At 69.1% G+C, this 17,784-nt stretch carries 11 protein-coding genes and 5 pseudogenes; 7 read left to right on the top strand and 9 right to left on the bottom strand.

The window, feature by feature from the left end:
• Positions 1-17: 17 nt before the first annotated feature.
• Positions 18-1,757 carry a lysine--tRNA ligase gene (gene lysS, locus ABZT04_RS13415; RefSeq protein WP_356056269.1) on the bottom strand — a complete coding sequence of 580 codons (1,740 nt, stop codon included), beginning with the start codon at positions 1,755-1,757 and terminating at the stop codon, positions 18-20.
• Between the two features lie 156 nt (positions 1,758-1,913).
• Here lysS and argS point away from each other — a divergent pair, with 156 nt between their 5' ends.
• The 5 genes and pseudogenes from argS to ABZT04_RS13390 all read left to right on the top strand — a co-directional run bounded on the left by argS (position 1,914) and on the right by ABZT04_RS13390 (position 6,622).
• A complete protein-coding gene (gene argS, locus ABZT04_RS13410) occupies positions 1,914-3,686 on the top strand; it encodes an arginine--tRNA ligase (RefSeq protein WP_356056267.1) in 1,773 nt (590 codons plus the stop codon).
• 96 nt (positions 3,687-3,782) lie between these two features.
• Positions 3,783-3,962: pseudogene (locus ABZT04_RS13405) on the top strand (peptidoglycan-binding domain-containing protein); the annotation flags it as partial.
• Positions 3,959-4,072 (top strand): annotated as a pseudogene (locus ABZT04_RS13400) (helix-turn-helix transcriptional regulator); the annotation flags it as partial. The pseudogenes ABZT04_RS13405 and ABZT04_RS13400, both read left to right, overlap by 4 nt.
• Before the next feature lie 292 nt (positions 4,073-4,364).
• Positions 4,365-4,532, top strand: a pseudogene (locus tag ABZT04_RS13395) (DUF2690 domain-containing protein); the annotation flags it as partial.
• Positions 4,533-4,687: 155 nt separating this feature from the next.
• Complete coding sequence (locus tag ABZT04_RS13390; protein ID WP_356056553.1) at positions 4,688-6,622, top strand: glycosyltransferase family A protein; 1,935 nt, start codon at positions 4,688-4,690, stop codon at positions 6,620-6,622.
• A 139-nt stretch (positions 6,623-6,761) separates the two neighbouring features.
• On the opposite strand, the pseudogene ABZT04_RS13385 reads toward ABZT04_RS13390, so the two are convergent.
• Positions 6,762-6,927 (bottom strand): annotated as a pseudogene (locus ABZT04_RS13385) (nuclear transport factor 2 family protein); the annotation flags it as partial.
• 258 nt (positions 6,928-7,185) lie between these two features.
• On the opposite strand from ABZT04_RS13385, the gene ABZT04_RS13380 reads away from it, so the two are divergent.
• The gene (locus ABZT04_RS13380) at positions 7,186-7,965 is read left to right on the top strand and encodes an SDR family NAD(P)-dependent oxidoreductase (RefSeq protein ID WP_356056265.1); all 780 of its coding nucleotides are present in this window, start codon (positions 7,186-7,188) and stop codon (positions 7,963-7,965) included.
• 37 nt (positions 7,966-8,002) lie between these two features.
• Here the strand turns inward: ABZT04_RS13380 and ABZT04_RS13375 are convergent, their stop codons facing one another.
• A complete protein-coding gene (locus ABZT04_RS13375) occupies positions 8,003-8,893 on the bottom strand; it encodes a calcium-binding protein (protein ID WP_356056262.1) in 891 nt (296 codons plus the stop codon).
• 116 nt (positions 8,894-9,009) lie between these two features.
• A pseudogene (locus tag ABZT04_RS13370) lies at positions 9,010-9,270 on the bottom strand (ATP-binding protein); the annotation flags it as partial.
• Positions 9,271-9,436: 166 nt separating this feature from the next.
• On the opposite strand from ABZT04_RS13370, the gene ABZT04_RS13365 reads away from it, so the two are divergent.
• A complete protein-coding gene (locus ABZT04_RS13365) occupies positions 9,437-10,189 on the top strand; it encodes a DUF4253 domain-containing protein (RefSeq protein WP_356056259.1) in 753 nt (250 codons plus the stop codon).
• A gap of 1 nt (position 10,190) precedes the next feature.
• Here ABZT04_RS13365 and ABZT04_RS13360 read toward each other — a convergent pair whose 3' ends face one another.
• From ABZT04_RS13360 to ABZT04_RS13340, 5 genes are all read right to left on the bottom strand, one after another.
• The gene (locus tag ABZT04_RS13360; RefSeq protein WP_356056257.1) at positions 10,191-10,475 is read right to left on the bottom strand and encodes a hypothetical protein; all 285 of its coding nucleotides are present in this window, start codon (positions 10,473-10,475) and stop codon (positions 10,191-10,193) included.
• Positions 10,475-15,157, bottom strand: a complete 4,683-nt coding sequence (locus tag ABZT04_RS13355) for a putative T7SS-secreted protein (protein WP_356056255.1) — start codon at positions 15,155-15,157, stop codon at positions 10,475-10,477. The genes ABZT04_RS13360 and ABZT04_RS13355 overlap by 1 nt, the downstream gene beginning before the upstream one ends.
• Positions 15,157-15,801 (bottom strand): hypothetical protein, encoded by a 645-nt coding sequence (locus tag ABZT04_RS13350; protein ID WP_356056253.1) that lies wholly within the window; start codon positions 15,799-15,801, stop codon positions 15,157-15,159. The genes ABZT04_RS13355 and ABZT04_RS13350 overlap by 1 nt, the downstream gene beginning before the upstream one ends.
• A complete protein-coding gene (locus ABZT04_RS13345) occupies positions 15,801-16,280 on the bottom strand; it encodes a hypothetical protein (RefSeq protein ID WP_356056252.1) in 480 nt (159 codons plus the stop codon). The genes ABZT04_RS13350 and ABZT04_RS13345 overlap by 1 nt, the downstream gene beginning before the upstream one ends.
• A gap of 217 nt (positions 16,281-16,497) precedes the next feature.
• Complete coding sequence (locus ABZT04_RS13340) at positions 16,498-17,721, bottom strand: PLP-dependent aminotransferase family protein (RefSeq protein WP_356056249.1); 1,224 nt, start codon at positions 17,719-17,721, stop codon at positions 16,498-16,500.
• Between the last annotated feature and the right edge of the window lie 63 nt (positions 17,722-17,784).

Genomic DNA, 17,784 nt, shown 5'->3' with positions numbered 1-17,784 from the left:
CCCTTTTTTCGTGCCGCCTACTCCCCGAGCAGGGCCCTGACCCGCTCCTGCCCGACCGCGAGCAGCAGCGTGGGCAGGCGCGGGCCGGTGTCGCGTCCTACCAGCAGGTGGTAGAGGAGCGCGAAGAAGGTCCGCTGGGAGGCCTTGATCTCGGGCGGGAGTTCCTTGGGGGTGGCGTCGGCGGGGAAGCCGGCCTGGACCTTGGGGACGCCGTAGACGAGGTGGGTGAGGCCGTCCAGGGACCAGTGGTCGGCGAGTCCGTCGGTCAGCAGTCGTAGGGACTGCTGGGCGGGCTCGTCGAGGGACTTGAGGAGTTCGGCGTCGGGTTCGTCGCGCACGACGGTCCGCTGGTCGGCGGGGACGTGTGTGTTGATCCAGGCCTCGGCCTTGTCGAGCCGGGGCCGTACGTCGTCGAGGGTGGACAGGGGGTTCGCCGGGTCGAGTTCGCTGAGGATGCGCAGCGTCTGGGCCTCGGCTCCGGCGGTGATGTCGGCGACGGACGCGAGGGTCCGGTACGGCATCGGGCGGGGCGTGCGGGGCAGCTCGCCGTCGGCGGTGCGCACCGCGCGGGAGTGCGCGGCGATGTCGGCCGGGAGGGCGGAGCCGTCGGCGACCTTGGCGTCGAGCTTGTCCCACTCGTCGTAGAGGCGCTGGATCTCCTGGTCGAAGGCGATCTTGAAGGACTGGTTGGGGCGGCGGCGGGCGTAGAGCCAGCGGAGGATCTGCGGTTCCATGATCTGGAGCGCGTCGGCCGGGGTGGGGACGCCGCCCCTGCTGCTGGACATCTTGGCCATGCCGCTGATGCCGACGAAGGCGTACATGGGGCCGATGGGCCGCTCGCCGCCGAAGATCCCGACGATCTGCCCGCCGACCTGGAAGGACGATCCCGGGGAGGAGTGGTCGACACCGCTCGGCTCGAAGATGACGCCCTCGTAGGCCCAGCGCATCGGCCAGTCGACCTTCCAGACCAGCTTGCCGCGGTTGAACTCGCTCAGCCGGACGGTCTCGGCGAAGCCGCAGGCGTCGCAGGTGTACGACAGCTCGGTGGTGTCGTCGTCGTACGCGGTGACGGTGGTGAGGTCCTTGCCGCAGGCGCCGCAGTAGGGCTTGTACGGGAAGTAGCCGGCGGAGCCGGAGCTGCCGTCGTCCTCCTCGGCCGCGCCGGACCCTTCCTCGGCCTCCAGCTCGGCCGCGTCGAGGGGCTTCTGCTGCTTCTTGGGTGGGGCCTTCTTGGTGCGGTACTGGTCGAGGATCGCGTCGATGTCGCCGCGGTGCTTCATGGCGTGCAGGATCTGCTCGCGGTACACCCCGGAGGTGTACTGCGCGGTCTGGCTGATCCCGTCGAACTCCACGCCCAGCTCGGCGAGCGAGGCGATCATCGCGGCCTTGAAGTGCTCCGCCCAGTTCGGGTACGACGATCCGGCCGGGGCCGGGACCGAGGTCAGCGGCTTGCCGATGTGCTCGGCCCAGCTCGCGTCGACGCCCTCGACGCCGTTCGGCACCTTGCGGTAGCGGTCGTAGTCGTCCCAGGAGATGAGGTGCCGGACCTCGTGCCCGCGGCGGCGGATCTCGTCGGCGACGAGGTGCGGGGTCATGACCTCGCGCAGGTTGCCGAGGTGGATGGGACCCGAGGGGGACAGTCCGGACGCGACGACTACGGGTTTGCCCGGGGCTCGGCGCTCCGACTCCTCGATGACCTCATCCGCGAAACGGGAGACCCAGTCGGTGGTCTCGGTGCTCTGAGCCACGATCGGCACGTCCTCTTTTTCTGACAGTTCTGCACGGGCAGCCGGTACGGTCGCACGGCTGACGTTTCATTCTCCCAGACCGGGACCTGCCGAAGAAAACCGCTTTACCCTCCGTGGGATACTGGTGGGGTATATCCATCCCCACGAGGAAACGGCTCCCACCCCATGGCCCCGGTCACGTCCCTCACCGATCTCGTCCACCAGCGCCTCGCGTCCGCCCTCTCGGCTGCCCTGCCGGAGGCCGGTACCGCCGACCCGCTGTTGCGACGTAGCGACCGGGCGGACTTCCAGGCGAACGGCATCCTCGCGCTCGCGAAGAAGGCCAAGGCGAATCCGCGGGAGCTGGCGACGCAGGTCGTGGCGCGGGTGGTCGCCGGTGAGGTGATCAAGGACATCGAGGTCTCCGGCCCCGGCTTCCTGAACATCACGATCAGCGACAGGGCGATCACCGAGACCCTGGCCGCGCGCTACGCCGACGACACGGACCGCCTCGGTGTGCCGCTCGCCCCGCACCCGGGGACGACGGTCATCGACTACGCGCAGCCGAACGTGGCGAAGGAGATGCACGTCGGTCATCTGCGGTCCGCGGTGATCGGTGACGCGCTGGTCCAACTCCTGGAGTTCACCGGCGAGTCGGTGGTCCGGCGGCACCACATCGGCGACTGGGGCACGCAGTTCGGCATGCTGATCCAGTATCTGGACGAGCACCCGGGCGAGTTGGACCACGGCGACGCGGAGATCACCGGCGAGGAGGCGATGTCGAACCTCGACCGGCTCTACAAGGCGGCGCGCAAACTCTTCGACTCCGACGAGGAGTTCAAGACGCGGGCCCGGCGCCGGGTAGTCGACCTCCAGGCGGGCGAGCCGAAGACGCTGGCGGCCTGGCAGAAGTTCGTCGACGAGTCGAAGATCTACTTCTTCTCCGTGTTCGAGAAGCTGGACATGGAGATCCGGGACGCGGACATCGTCGGCGAGTCGGGTTACAACGACATGCTGGACGAGACCTGCCGCCTCCTTGAGGAGTCCGGGGTCGCGGAGATCTCGGACGGCGCGCTGTGCGTGTTCTTCGACGACATCAAGGGCCCGGACGGCAACCGCGTCCCGCTGATCGTCCGCAAGTCCGACGGCGGCTACGGCTACGCGGCGACGGACCTGTCCGCGATCAGGGACCGGGTCTTCAACCTCAAGGCGACCTCGCTCCTGTATGTCGTCGACGTCCGCCAGGCCCTGCACTTCAAGATGGTCTTCGAGACCGCGCGGCGGGCCGGCTGGCTCAACGACGACGTGACGGCGTACCAGTTGGCGTTCGGCACGATCCTCGGCAAGGACGGCAAGCCGTTCAAGACGCGTGAGGGTGTGTCGGTGAAGCTGGAGGATCTCCTCGACGAGGCCGTCCAGCGCGCCACCGCGGTCGTCCGGGACAAGGCCGAGAAGGTGGGCCTCACCGAGCAGGAGATCGTCGACAACGGCCGGTACGTCGGCATCGGCGCGGTGAAGTACGCCGACCTGTCCACGTCCGCCGTGCGGGACTACAAGTTCGACCTGGACCAGATGGTCTCGCTGAACGGCGACACGTCCGTGTACCTCCAGTACGCGTACGCCCGTATCCAGTCCATCCTCCGCAAGGCGGGCGAGGCCCGGCCGCTGGCCCACCCGGAGCTGGAACTGGCCCCGGCGGAGCGGGCGTTGGGCCTGCACCTGGACCAGTTCAGCGAGGTGGTGACGGAGGCGGCGAAGGAGTACGCCCCGCACAAGCTGACGGCGTACCTGTACCAACTGGCGTCCACGCTCACGACGTTCTACGACCAGTGCCATGTGCTGTCGTCGGACAACTCGCCGGAGGTCGTGGAGAACCGCCTGTTCCTGGTGGACCTGACGGCCCGCACTCTGCGGCGGGGGATGGGGCTGCTGGGCATCAGGACGCCGGAGAAGCTCTGACGGTGTTCATGAGTGCGTGAGTGTGGCCCGTCCTCCCCCGAGAGGACGGGCCACACGCGTGAACGGCCCTTGTTTCAGGTGCCGTTGGCGTCAGACGCGGGACCGGATGTGGCCGAGGCGCAGTGTCTGCTGTGCAGGGCGCGGATCTCGCCGGGCGGCATCGACGGGATGTTCGGTCCACTGACGGAACACGCGGTCAAGGAGTTCCAGCGGCGGTCCAGGCTTGTCGTGGACGGCATGGTCGGACCGCACACCTGGAAGGCCTTGAGGGGATGAGCCAACTGGCCGCCGCGATGCGGGAGTTGCGAGCAGCCACCGGCCTGAGCCTGGCGGGCCTCGCCACGAAGACCCCGTACAGCAAGTCGTCCTGGGAGCGCTGTCTCAACGGCAGGACGCTGCCCCCGAGGGAGGCGGTGCGGGAGCTGTGCCGGCTCGCGGGGGAGCCGGAGGGGCGGTGCGTGGCGCTGTGGGAGATCGCGGAGGCAGCCGGGGCCGGCCGGTGTGGCCGTGGTGGCGGTCCTCGCGTCCGTCTGCGCGGTCGCCGTGAGCGCGGTGGGCGTCGCGCTGCTGCTGCTCCCCGACTCCGGCTCGTCCGAGCCCCTGTCCCCGACGGCCGCCACCACGGCCACACCGGCCGGCCCCGGCTGCCACGGTTCGACCTGCGCGAACCGCAGCCCGATGGCGATGCGCTGCGCGTCCCAGCCGGACACCCTCGCCCAGCACCGGACGACCACCGGCGCATGGCTGGAGCTCCGCCACAGCAAGGCATGCGGCACGACCTGGGCCCGCACCTGGGGCGGCCACATCGAACTGAGCGTGCCGGGACGGACGGGCGCGGTGCACGGGGCGGAGGTGAGCAACGCGGCGGACGCGGAGTCGTACGTCTACACGTTGATGGCTGTGACGGGGCCGGGGAGTGTGGTGCGGGCGTGCCTCCGGCCGGCGGGGGGGCCCGGAACCGACTTGGCACCATGCTTTCACCGCCAGGTAAGGTCCATGGAATGCCGAGAGTCAAAGTCAGCGTCATCGTCCCCGTCTACAACACCGGGAAGTACGTCGACGAGTGCGCGCCCTCGCTGCTGGGACAGAGCCTCCCGGCCGACGAGTACGAGGTCATCTACGTCGACGACGGCTCGACGGACGACACGCTGAGCCGGCTGGAGAAGATCGCGGCCGCCCACCCGAACGTCCAGGTCCACACCCAGCCCAACTCGGGCTGGCCCGGCGCACCCCGCAACCTCGGCATGCGGCACGCCAAGGGCGAGTACATCCAGTTCGTCGACCATGACGACAAGCTCGGGCCGGAGGCCCTGGAGCGGCTGTACGAGCATGCCAAGCGCAACGACGCGGACGTCGTCCTCGGCAAGATGTCCAGCACGATGGTGCGGCCCCGGCGGCTGTTCCGGCACACGGTGGACGTCTGCACGATCGAGAACGACGAGCTGACGCAGAGCATGTCGCCGCACAAGATGTTCCGGCGGGCGTTCGTCGAGGAGCACGGGCTGCGTTTCCCCGAGGGGCCCTGGATCCTGGAGGACCTGGCCTTCGTCAGCGCCGCCTATCTGAAGGCGGAACGCATCTCGATCCTCGCCGACTACCCCGTCTACTACTGGATGAAGCGGGACGACGGCGGCAACAACACCCAGCACCGCTTCAACCCGCGCCACGGCTTCTGGCCCAACACCCGCACCGTCGTCCGCCAGATCAAGGACGGCACCCCCGCGTCCGACGACATCGACGCACTCCAGAACCGACTCCTCCACCGGCTCTACCACGTGGAGATCCTCTCCCGCACCCGTGAGCCCGAGATCCTCCGCGAGGACCCGGCCGAGCAGCGCCAGCGTTTCGAGGCGGCGCGCGAGGTGGCGGTCGAGGAGTTCCCGGCTGCCGTACGAGAGGGCCTGCCCGCTGTCTCCCGACTGCGCGCGGAACTGCTGGAACGCGGTGACTTCGACGGAGCCGTGACCCTCGCCGAGCGCGTCCGCGAGGTGAAGGCCCGCAGCGAGATCGGCGAACTCCGCTGGGAGGACGGCCACTTGGTCGCCGACGTCACCCTCGGCCTGCTGCGCGGCGACGGCGAACCGCTCGTCCTCGTCGAGCGGGACGGAAAGCTGTGGCTGGACCCGGAGTTGGTCGCGGGAGTGCCGGGGACCGAGGACGGCTGGGAGGTTCCCGACCCGTTCCGGCTTGCGTACGCGGAACTCGTGGTCAAGGACCGGGACCGCGAGGACTGGTGGTATCCCGAGGGCGACTTGGAAGTACGGCTGAAGCCTCTGGGCGATGGTCGTTCGCAGGTGGTCGCCGCCGGGCAACTGCGCCTCGACCCCGAACGGCTCGCGGGCGGACGGCCGTTGGAGCGCGGGGTGCACGACGTGTGGGCGTACGTCCAACTGCTGGGCGTGGACCGGATGGTACGGGTGACGAGCGGGACCAGCACCGACACTCCGGCCGCCGGACCGGCGCTGACCGGTGGTCGGCTCGCCCTGCCGTACTGGACGATCAAGGGCCAACTCGCCCTGGACGTCGACCAACGGCAACGGAAGCTGGGACCGGACACGGCCGCGGCCGCCGCGGCGAACGCCGGACGCGGGCAGGGACGGTCGCTCGCGCTACCGTACGTGGCGGCGGCTCCGGGCTCCGCTCCGGCGCGCGTGAAGGTGACCGTGGCGATGCTGGCGGTGAACGCCGAGTTGCTCCCCTCCCCCAACGCCACCACGGCTCAACTCCGGCTCCCCGCACGCCTGAAGCTCCCCTCCGGCCGCCACCCGGTCACCCTCCCTAAGACGGCCGGTCCGCTGGCGTACGCGGTCGTCCGCGACGGCGCCGTGCTCCGGCTGGAGGGGCCCGCGTACGAGGCGGGAAGCGGGCGCAGGTTCCTGGACTCGGTCGCGGACAACCGGCAAGTGCGGCGGGTGCGGAGGAAGTTGGCGCGCTAGTGCTCTGACCGCGTGCGCGGACTGACCGATCAGGAGGGGCAGAAACTGCAGGCCTACCCGCGGAAAGTCCACCGCGAACCGCAGCCCCGGAGTGCCGAAAGGGACAGGTTCACGCGAAGGACAGCGACAGAAGGACGACTCAGGAGGCGGACGGCTCGATCTCCCCCGCAAAGACGATGACCTGGTCGCATGTCCACCGCTGAGCAGCGCACCATCGTGCCGTTCCCCGCCGGGTGGCGCCGGATGTCCAGCACGAACCGCTCGACCGCCGCGATTCCTTCGCTGCGACCCAGCGGCCCCCAGAAAAACATGCCCCAGTAATACCAGCCGTTGCGCGTGCGCTCGTCCCGCGAGCCGCCTTCCGATCACGGTGGACCATCCCGGTCACAGCACTAGGGCCTGTTGCGAAAGTCCCGTCGTCGTACTCGTACAGGCCACTTACCGCGTCGATCGAGCCGACTGTGCCACGTGTCAACTCAGCCGATTGCCTTGATCGTACGGAACGCGATTCACTGCGCGAACGCGACGCAGGCGGGGATGACGATGAAACGGAGTGGGCGTTGATGGATGACTTCCTGCGGCGCTACGGGCCGGTGGCCGTGGTCACCGGGGCCTCCTCGGGGATCGGGCGGTCGTTCGCGACCGAGTTGGCCGGGCGGGGACTTGACGTCGTTCTCGTGGCCCGGCGCCTCGATCGGCTGAAGGAGCTCGCCGAGACCCTGCGGGCCGCCCACGGTGTCGAGGTCACCGTCGTATCCGCCGACCTCGCGGATGCGGCGGCGCCCGGGGAGATCCTGGACGCGGTGGCGGGGCTGGACGTCGGGCTGTTGGTGAGCAACGCGGGGTTCGGGGTCAAGGGCCCCTTCGAGGACGGCGATTCAGCGACCCTCTCCTCCATGCTCATGGTCAACTGCCAGGCCCCGACCCAGCTCGCGCACGGCCTCGCCCCGCGCCTGAAGCGGCGCGGGCGCGGCGGCGTGATCTTCACCAGCTCGGTGGAGGGCCTGATCGGGTGCCCGTACTCGGCGGGCTACTCGGCCACGAAGGCGTATGTCGTCGCCCTCGGCGAGGCCCTGTGGGCGGAGTTCGCCCCGAGCGGCGTCGACGTACTCACCCTCTGCCCGGGCGCCACCGACACCGAGGCCCCCCGCAACCAGGGCATCGACCCCGCGACCCTCCACGACCTGATGTCCCCGGACGATGTCGCCCGCGCGGCCCTGGACAACCTCGAAAACGGGCCCACCCACATCCCCAGCGCCCACTACCGGGGCCTGTTCGACACGCTGCTCGCGATGCCGCGCGGCGAGGCACTCACCGCGATGGCGCGCCAGACGGGGAAGTGAGGGAGGTGCGCGAACGCCAACGTCCGCGCCCGCCCGTTCAGTTCTGGTGTACGAGGTTCCGGCCCGGGCCTCCCGAGAGCTTGTCCGTGCCGGGGCCGCCGTACAGCTTGTCGTTGCCGCTGTTGCCGTAGATCGTGTCGTTGCCGCTGTTGCCGTACAGGATGTCGTTGCCCGCCTGACCGTAGATCGTGTCGTTGCCGGTGCCGCCGAGGATCGTGTCGTTGCCGGCGTCGATGCCGCCGCTCAGGGTCTGGGCGCCCGGGCCGCCGTAGATGAGGTCACCGCCGGTGCCACCGTCCGCCCTGGTTCCGTCGCCGTTGGCGTAGATCGTGTCGGTGTCGCTGCCGCCCACCGTCTGGGACCGGGCGCCGACGCGGATCGTGTCCTTGCCGGCCTGGCCCTGGACGATCGAATCGGTGCCCGTCGTGATGGTATCGGCGCCCGGCCCGCCCTCGACCTCGTTGCCGTCGACGCTGCCGGTGTCGGTCACGGTGTCCTTGCCGTCGCCCATGAGCAGCCAGGCGTAGTAGAGGGTCTGGCCGGTGGCGTTGTCGTAGGTGAGGGTGTCGTCGCCGTCGCCGAGGTCCACCTTCAGTTTGTTGTAACCGAAGTCCTCCCCCAGACCGGCCTTCGTGCAGGAGACCTTGGTGAGGTCCGCGCTGTCGGGGTGGGTGCAGGGAGTCCCCGACTCGATGGTGATCGGGACCACGTCGTCGATGAGGTAGGTGAACTGCAGGTCTTCGGGTTCGGTCGCGACGACGGTCATCCTGTTGGTCTGGCCGGGCGCCGCCGTGTAGGTGACCCACCTCCCGCCGTCGCCCCTCCCCACGGTGGCCGACGTGGTCGCGGCCGTGGCGGTGGTGGGCAGGGCGGCGACCGACGCGGCAAGTGCCGTACCGACGGCCAGGGTGACGAGAGACGAACGCATGACACAACCTCCGTGTGAAGCGTGAAGCACGGGTTTCCGACCACCCCGAGCGACCAGTGGGGCGTAGGGGCGGTTGTGCTCACGCTTGCGAAGTTCATGGTTACGTCGGGCAGTGTTCAGCGGCGAACTCGGCCCACACCACCTTGCCCAACTCCCCACTCCCGCGGAATGCCACCCCCGCTGTCATGCACCTCGACCCGCACCATCCGGCCGTCGTACCGCAGCACGACCCGGAACTGCCGCCCCTCCGGCACCCCGTGCACCAACGCGTTGGTCGCCAACTCGCTTACACACAGCAGCACATCACCGCCGCACTCGGCCTCGGCGAGTCCGCACTCCGTGAGGAACGCGTGCGCGAAGCGCCGGGCGGCGGGAACGGACCGGCGTTCGCGCCGGAAGAACTTTTGCGGCCAGTGTCTCGAAGTTGCCTTCGCCTGGCGCCACCGGCCCCACCCTCACCATCCCCCCCACCGCCTGGGCGGCCTTCACCGCAACTCGGTGACCGGGTGAGCGATGTCAGTGGTCGCCTCTACAGTCTCTGACATGGCGACTCTTCCCAACCCGCTGCCGAGGCTCGCGGCCCTCGGTCTCGAACTGCCCGCCGGCCGACTGATCGACGAGACCGACGAGGGACCGTGGCCCGAGCCGCTGTTGTGGCTCGCGGACGAGCGGGCGATACCGGGCGCGTGGTCCGCACTGCGGCAGACGGCGCGTCAAGCCGGTCTGCTCCCGGTCGTGTTGGAGGTCGGGGGCGACCAAGGCGGGCCGGAGAAGTGGGAGTTGAGCCCCGACGAGGCGTCGTATCCCGGGGACCACGACGCCGACGAGGTGCTGGAGGAACTCTGGGAGGAGTTCACCGAGGAGGGCGACGAGTGGCCCGGGCTTGCCGAACCGCTCGCGCTGGACGCCGACCCCGATGAGCGGGCGGCCGAGATCGCCAACTCCCTTGCGGGCGGCGGGCTCGGGGTCGAGGAGCCGCGGCTCGCGCTGGTACCGGCCCGCCGCAGCGCGGACATCCCGGCGGCCATCGGCTGGATGGGCCCGGCCAACCACGAGAACGACGTGGCCCGTCTCTGCGCGGTACTCCGCTCCTGGGAGGACCGCTTCGGCGTACGGCTCGTGGCCCTCGGCTACGACCGGCTGACCGTGTCCGTGGCGGCACCGCCCGCCGACCTCGACGAGGCGGACGAGGTGGCCGCCGAGCACTTCGCCTTCTGCCCGGACGACATCGGCGACCTTGAGGCGTACGCCGGGAAGCTGATCGGCGAGCACGTCTGGCATTTCTGGTGGGACTGATTCACTGGCGTGGGTTGAACGGGTCCACTGACAGACATTCCTGGATACCGAGGAATCGGCATTCCCCGGTTTCGCTGTGCACCGAAATAAAAGTGGGCCCGTAGAGGAAGTACTTGTCGTCCCGGGTGGCGATGTACTTCGCCGACTGGAAGTTGAAGAAGAAGAACTCGCCCTTCCGCGCCTTCCATTCATCCTCTTCAAACAGAGCGACTTCACTGTCCCAACCAGCACTTTTCTGACGGAGGAACTCCGCCGCCAGTCGCTCCGCCTGATCCATCGTGTACATCAATTCGTCCTCATCAGCTTGAATGTCTTGAACAGGACCGGATCCACAAATCCGGTCTGCGCGTCAAGGAAAAACACCCGACCCTGCGAGTTCACGATATTGAACACGTGACCCGCCCCATTCTCGGGCAGCCCGGCCACTATACCGCGAGCACCGTCTCCGGAATTCCTGATATGGTCGACCATGTCCCAGAAACCCTTGTCCTCGAAGCTCCTGCCATAGACACTCTCCAGTCGGTCAAGGGACTGCAAGCCACCCATATCTCCCGGGACGGCCTTGATTCCCTCGCCGGCGAGATATCGGTCCAGCGCTTCCCCGACAAAGGTGCAGTTCTGCATCCCTCCCTCAGGATTGATCTGCTTCGCCAAGTCGGAAAGATTGGCCGTCTCATACGGCTTCGGCGGAAGAAGTGACTTTTGCGGAGCCAGGCCCAGCGGGTCGCACGCCACCTGAGGCCGGTCCACATAGGTGACGGGATTCGCCGCCGGGGCGAGACCGAGGGGGTCCTGGCTGACGTAGCGGCCGACTTCGGGGTCGTAGTACCGGAGGTAGTTGTAGTTCAGGCCTGTCTCGGAGTCGAAGTACTGGCCTGGGAAACGCAGGGGTGTGTAAGCATGGCTTTCCGGCGCCCAGGACACCTTGCCCCAGTGTGTGGCCCGGGATCTCCAGGCGATGTCCCCGGATTCCCCGACCAGTTCGCTGGGGGCTCCCGAGACATCGGAGACGATGGCGAAGAACCGGGCGTCGATCTCTTTCTGCGACGTCGATGCCGTCACCCGGCGCTCGCTCTGCGCGAGCGCTTCCGGGCCGTGGAGATGCCACGTCAGGGTGACCGCGTCACTCGAACTCCCCCAACTGGTCGTCTGTTCGCAGAGCCACGTGCCGTCCCACGTGAAGTCCACCCGCTCCAGCACGTCCACGCCGTTCTCCGCGAGGCGCTGCTTGTTCGTGCGTCTGCCCAGAGCGTCGTACCGATACCGCCAGGTCGTGCCGTCCGGGGTGATGACCTGGGTGAGGCGGTCCTCCGCGTCCCAGGTGTAGCGCCAGGTGTCCGGCTTGCGGGAGAGGCGGGTCTTCTGGCGGAGGACGACGCGTCCGGCGGCGTCGTGCTCGTACCGGATTCGGCCGGCACCGGTGACATCGGCGCCCCGGTAGGTGCGATCGCCACAGCCGTCGTCACCGAACTGCCGTGTCGGCCAGTGGGCTTGTGTCTGGTTGCCGACCTTGTCGTACGCGTAGGACTCGACCCACCCGTCCCCGCTGACCCGAGTCGCCCTTCCCGCCGGGTCCAGTTGGTACTCGCGGACCCCGTTCAACTCGTCGAGTACCTTGGTCACGCTGCCGTCCGCGCGATATTCATAGGCCCTCGACTGGAGACGCCCCAGGGGGTGTTCCACGGCTTGCGAGGTCAGCCGGTTCATCTCGTCGAAGGACCGGGAAATACTCAAGGAGTCGTCGAACCGGCGACTGATTTCGCGGCCGACCCGGTCGTACTCCAGCGCGACGACGCGCCCGTCCGCAGTGAACCGGTGGAGTTGTCCCACGGAGTCGTATTCCCAGGCACTCTCCACGCCCGCCGGCGTCTTACGACCCGTCAGTTTTCCGAACTCGTCGTAGCGGTAGGCCACTTCGCGGTCGTTGATGCGCTCGGAGACCACCCGCCCGTGCCGGTCACGGAGGAGGTTCAGGTTCGTGTGGGCGTTGGCGGCCTGGGCGATCTGGTCGGTGAAGTCGTAGGTGTACGTCATCACCTCGCCGTCGACGCTTTTCCGGACGACCTGCCCCAGTTCGTTGTGCTCGTAGGAGACGGTCTGTCCGAGCGCGTTCGTACGGGAGATCAGATCCCCGGCCGCGTTGTAGGAGTACCGGTTGACCCGGCCACCGAAATCGGTCTCGGTGGTCAGTCGGCCGACCGCGTCGTATGCGTACGTCCAGACCAGACCGCCCGGGTTGGTCACCCTTGTCAGTCGCAGATCGTTGTCGTACGCGAACTCGTAACGGGAGCCGTCGGGCTCGACCCGTTCGGTCAGCAGGTCGAAAGGGGCGTACCGGAAGCGGGTGACTCCCCCCAGGGTGTCCGTGTGGGTGAGGCAGTTTCCCTCGCCGTCGTAGGTCCAGCTCTCCTCGGTTCCGTCCGGATGCACTCGGCGGGTGATCTTGCCCTCGACGGACCATTCGATTTTCCCGGTCTGTCCAAGCGGATCCGTGGCGGACACGATGCGGCCGAGCGAATCCCGCTCGTACCGCATGACATTTCCCGCGTGATCACGTACCTCGACGGGCAGGCCTGCCGAGTCGGAGCGTATGCGGGTCACTCGGCCGTGCTGGTCGCGCAGCTCGGACAAGTGCCCGCAGTCGTCGTACGTGAAATGGGTCGTGCCGCCTGCCGAGTCGGCCACCAGAACTCGGTTGCCGCGTTCGTCGAATTCCTGACGAATCGCGCTTCCGTCGGGGCGCACTATCCGCGTGGGGAGTCCGCGGTCGTCGTAGGAGAAGGTGGTGCTACGGCCGTCGGGGCGGGTGATCTCGGTCGGGTTCCCCGCGTCGTCGTACCGGAAGGACGTGGTGCGGCCCAGCGCGTCGGTCTCGGACAGCAGGCGGTTGAACCGGTCACGCGTAAAGCGTCTGGTGTTTCCCGAGGGGTCGACGATGGCGACGATGTGGTGCAGTTCGTCGACGAAGTACTGGCGCACAGCGCCGTCGCCGTTCGTCGCCGTCGTGGTGCGCAGTCCGGTTTCCGGGTCCCTTTCGCCGTAGGACAACCGCAGGCTCATATGGCCCGCGGAGCCGCCCTGCGCGACACAGCGGTTCGCTTCGTCGTATGCGTAGGAGTACGCGTGTCCGTTCGTGTCGGTCCACGACGTGACTCTGAGCGCCTCGTCGTACGCGAACCGGAGAGGCAGCCCGGACGAATTGACGACTTCGGTGAGATTCCCCTGCGCGTAGCCGTACCGGATCAGGGGGAGATCCGATCCGTCCGCGGCCCCGCCGACCAGACACACGCCCTGGATCAGCCCATCGGCGCTGTCGATCCGCAGCCGGTGTCCGGCGCTGTGCGCGATGCCCGACGGGGTCCCCGTCTCGTCGTACTCGAAGCTGATCCAGTGGCCGTTGCTGTCGTCGATCTGTACGAGTTCGGCCAGCTTCTCGTCGCGGTCCGCGAAATGCCACACCTGCCGGGTCTGCGGATCGGTGACGGTATAGCCGTCCGCTTCCCGGTCAAGGGGCCAGCGCGGGCCGTGTCCGGGCAGGACGGGCAGGCCCGGTGCCGGATGCGGATAGTGGAGGCGCATTCCGTCCTCGTGGACGAAAGTGACGCCGGCCGACGTGATGTCCAGGCGCTGATCGACGGTGCTCATCCACGAGGGGCCGAGCCAACGGCCGTACGCGCGGCCCGACTCGACCCGGCGCTTGAAGGCGAACGGCAGCGAACCGGGGAGCGACACGTCCGTCTGGGACAGGTACATCCTGCCGGTGGCCAGGTTGACCGGGTCCGTGCCCGCGGACTCCACATCCCCGGCGGCCTGGCTCTCGGCCGCGCTCGGAGTCTCCGCGAGAGCGCCCTCTTCGGCCGTCGCGGCCTCCGCGCCGTCGGCGGCGAGCATGCCCTCCTCCGCCGCGGTTCCCGCCCCGTCCGACGCCACGGCCAGGGCGACCTGGGGAATCAGTTCCCCGCCGAAGTTGTACGGGTCCGACGTGAACGACTTCCAGGCCGATTCCAGGGCGCGTTCGGGATGTGTGGCCTGGCTGACCACACCTCCGAGCAGCTGCACCTTGTTCTGCAGGAAGGCGGCCGGATGGGTCAGGTTGTACGGGTCCATGGGGTTGAGGCTGCGGGCGAAGTTCAGGATGCCCGCCGTGCCCTTGACGAGACCGCCGACGACATGCGACGAGTCGACGGAGCCGGCCTCCAGAAGATCCGCGCCGTCCAGCTTCAACTGCTGTACGACCGAAGGCTCCTTCGGCGCGTGCGCCAGCGCGGCCTTCAGCTTGGTCTCCGTCTCGGCGGCGATCGAGTTCCGCTGCCGCCGCGCCGCGTCGAGGACGTCCTGCGCCTCCCGCATCGAGGACGCCCCGGGATCCTCCTCGGGCGGAAGCGGGCCGGGGTCCTCGGTGCCCTGCTCCAGCTTGAGGTCGTAGGCGTCGACCTGCTTCTGATGCGCGTCCGAGGCGGACTTGCCCTTCTTGTACAGGCGGATGGCCTCCTCGGCCTGCTTCTGCGCCCATTCGACCGTGTCGGCCAGGGCGTTCAGTGCCGCGGCCGCGTCCGCGCAAGCCGCTCCCGCCTGAAGCCACTTGGTCGGGTGCAGGGCGAACTTCTCGCGGAAGGTGTTCGCCGCCTCGCCCTTCCAGCCCGCCGAGTCCACGGCCTTCATGCCGACGCCGACCTCGTCGAAGGCCGTGGCGAACGCCAGCAGATGGGTGGCCTTCTCGCGGATCGTCGCCGGCTTGCCGTGGATCAGATCACTCGGCTCGGCATCCGGCCCGAGCTGCTGTTCGGCGACGTGCGCGCCGAGATAGGACGCGAGTTGGTCCCCGCCGTCCCGCACCTTCTGGGCCGTCCCGTGCGCGCCGACCGTGTCGAGGACGTCGCCGGTGAGATCGGCGCCCTCGTCGACGACATGCCCCACACCCCGCTTGGCGTCGTCGAAGAGTCCCTTGCCCTTGCTCCAGATCGACATCAGCCCTGGCCCTCCGGCTTGAGGCCGAGCGACTTGCTCACCGTGGCGTCGTAGTCGTCCTGGTCCATGCCGAGGGCGGTGGGCGCCGCCTCCACGCCGGGCACGACCTCCGCGGTCGCCGCGTCACGTGCCATTCCCTTGAGGACCTGTTCCGAGTTGGCGGCACCGTCCTCGAAGGACTTCGCGCTGTAGTCCGGGTCCAGCCATGCGGGCTTTGCCAGTTGGCTCCAGCTCTGCTTCTCGATCTGGTCCTCCGTGGCGTACGGGTTTCCCTCCAGGGAGTTCAGGCCGACCTTGAGCGAGTTCTTCACGGTCTGGTCCGACTGGTACTGCGTCCCCGCGGCGAGACCCACCGATTCCGCGAAGCGGTTTCCCTCGCTGACGAGGGATCGCACGCCCCATTGCCAGCGCTCGCAGAACGAGTGGAAGACGGCTCCTACGGCGTCGTCGCCGATCGTCAGGCCGTCCATCTCCAGGTCGTCGAACCCGCGCCCCGCGCCCGACCAGCCCACCTTGTCGAGAAAGCCCAGCTTCCCCAACTCGGCCAGAGCCTTGTCGATCCCGTCGGCGATCAGCGCCAGCCCGACGACCTGCAGATCCGGCCCGGCACCGCCTTCGCCACCCTGGGGAACCTCCGCCGCCATTACCGCCCCGCCTCCCCGATCGCCCCGTCGGCCTCCGGCCCGTCCACCGCGACGTCCTCCGGCACGATCCCCACCACCGGCGGCAGCACGAGCCCCCGCTCACCGTCGGCCACGTCCACCAACACCCCGCACGGCATGCCCGACTCGGCCACGGTCGGTACGGCCGCGTCGAGCAGGGCGGCACCCCACACGCCCCGGTACGGCCATCCCCGGCCACCTTCTCCCCGGGCCAGCGCATACCGCGCCAACGCGCCCTCGCCGGTGAACGCGAGGAGCCACCGCACCCCGCCCGCGTCGACGGTCAGGGGCGCCCGCGCCGCACCGTCCGGCCCGGTCGACGGACCCATCGGCACCAGCACGCGCGACCGCCGGAACTCACCCAGCCGGTCCAGGAACCGCCTTCGGCGCGCCTCCACCCGCGCGGCCTCGCCGTCGTTCGGGCCACTCCGCGCGTCCTCTTCGCTCCCGGTACGGATCACCGTCTGATCGGCGATGTCCGTCAACCGCGACCGCGGCAACCCCGACGCGGATCCACTCGCCGCCGTATCCACCAAACCCCCGTCGCAGGGCGGCCGTTCGCCCTCGTTCAGTGATCAAACTCCACGAGGCTCACACGTTGCGATTGCCACCTGCAACCCAATGTGAGCCAACGAAGAACAAAGGAATTCCCAAGGGGAAGCTCCGAGGCGTCGCGCGTCAACGCACCCCCGCCCGCAGCCCCTCCCCCAGCCGCCGCAGCCCCTCCCCGATCTCCTCCGGCGTCTGCGTCACAAAGCACAGCCGCATCGTCGAGCGGTCGGGCTCCCCGGCATAGAAGGGCGCACCCGGCACATAGGCCACGTCATGCCGCACCACGCGCGGCAGCAGTTCCGTCGTGTCGTACGACTCCGGAAGCCGCGCCCAGAGGAACATGCCGCCCTCGGGACGCTCCCAACTCGACCCCTCCGGAAGGGAGTTGCCGAGCCCCGCGAGCATGGCGTCGCGGCGCTCCCGGTAGACGGCGGCCACGCGCGCGACATGCGCGTCGAGGTCGTTGTCCGCCAAGTACCGTGCCGCGGCCAACTGGTTGACGGTCGGGGTGTGCAGGTCGGCGGCCTGCTTGGCGACAACGCAGGCCCGCAGCAGCTCGGCCGGCGCACGCAGCCAGCCCAGGCGGAGACCGGGGGCCATCACCTTGGAGAAGGAACCGAGCAGGACCGTACGGTCCGCCGCGCCCTCCTGGGCGGCGATCCACGGCAACCGCTCGCCCTCGAAGCGGAGTTCGCCGTAGGGATCGTCCTCCACGAGCCACAGCCCGCGCCGCGCGGCGACGGCGGCGACCTCGGTCCTGCGGGCGGCGGGCATGGTGCGGCCGGTGGGGTTCTGGAAGGTCGGCACGGTGTAGAGCAGCTTGGGCCGCTCGCGGACCACCAGGTCCTCCAGCGCCTCGGGATCGACCCCGTCGCCGTCGCCCGGCACGGCGACGACCCGGGCGCCCGCGAACGCGAAGACCTGAAGTGCCGCCAGATAACAGGGACTTTCGACGAGGACGACGTCCCCCGGTTCCAGCAGCGCGGTCGCGAGCAGCGAGAGCGCCTGCTGCGATCCGGTGGTGACGAGGACGTCGTCGGCGGCGGTGGGCAGCCCGCGGGCCGAGGTGCGCGCGGCGAGCGCGGCGCGCAGATCCGGCTCGCCCTCGGTCGTCGCGTACTGGAGCGCCCGCGCGGGCGTCTCGGTGAGGACCGCCCGGTACGCGGCGGCGATGCCGGTGGCGTCGAAGAGGTCGGGGGCCGGGAGCCCGCCCGCGAAGTTGATCACTTCGGGGCGGGCGGTGACGGCGAGGATGTCCCGTACCGGCGAACCGCCGATCGCACGGGCCCGCGCGGCGAGCGGCGGGAGAACGGCGGGGGCGGGGGCGGGGGCGGGCTCGATGACAGTCATGCCGGACAGCGTAAAAAGGTAGGTGTCGCCTACAAGCACGTTTCCGCGATCCGGACAGGCCCG

Origin of the sequence: Streptomyces sp. NPDC005492 (assembly GCF_040605995.1) — a bacterium.
Classification (GTDB): domain Bacteria; phylum Actinomycetota; class Actinomycetes; order Streptomycetales; family Streptomycetaceae; genus Streptomyces.
Note: the sequence above shows the minus strand (reverse complement) of the source record. Positions and strands in the feature narration are given on the sequence as shown.

Bases quoted from the DNA above. Each gene is read 5' to 3' on its own strand.
- argS (WP_356056267.1), top strand. From the start codon at position 1,914: ATGGCCCCGGTCACGTCCCTCACCGATCTCGTCCACCAGCGCCTCGCG.
- ABZT04_RS13390 (WP_356056553.1), top strand. From the start codon at position 4,688: ATGCCGAGAGTCAAAGTCAGCGTCATCGTCCCCGTCTACAACACCGGG.
- ABZT04_RS13380 (WP_356056265.1), top strand. From the start codon at position 7,186: ATGGATGACTTCCTGCGGCGCTACGGGCCGGTGGCCGTGGTCACCGGG.
- ABZT04_RS13375 (WP_356056262.1), bottom strand. From the start codon at position 8,893: ATGCGTTCGTCTCTCGTCACCCTGGCCGTCGGTACGGCACTTGCCGCG.
- ABZT04_RS13365 (WP_356056259.1), top strand. From the start codon at position 9,437: ATGGCGACTCTTCCCAACCCGCTGCCGAGGCTCGCGGCCCTCGGTCTC.
- ABZT04_RS13360 (WP_356056257.1), bottom strand. From the start codon at position 10,475: ATGTACACGATGGATCAGGCGGAGCGACTGGCGGCGGAGTTCCTCCGT.
- ABZT04_RS13355 (WP_356056255.1), bottom strand. From the start codon at position 15,157: ATGTCGATCTGGAGCAAGGGCAAGGGACTCTTCGACGACGCCAAGCGG.
- ABZT04_RS13350 (WP_356056253.1), bottom strand. From the start codon at position 15,801: ATGGCGGCGGAGGTTCCCCAGGGTGGCGAAGGCGGTGCCGGGCCGGAT.
- ABZT04_RS13340 (WP_356056249.1), bottom strand. From the start codon at position 17,721: ATGACTGTCATCGAGCCCGCCCCCGCCCCCGCCCCCGCCGTTCTCCCG.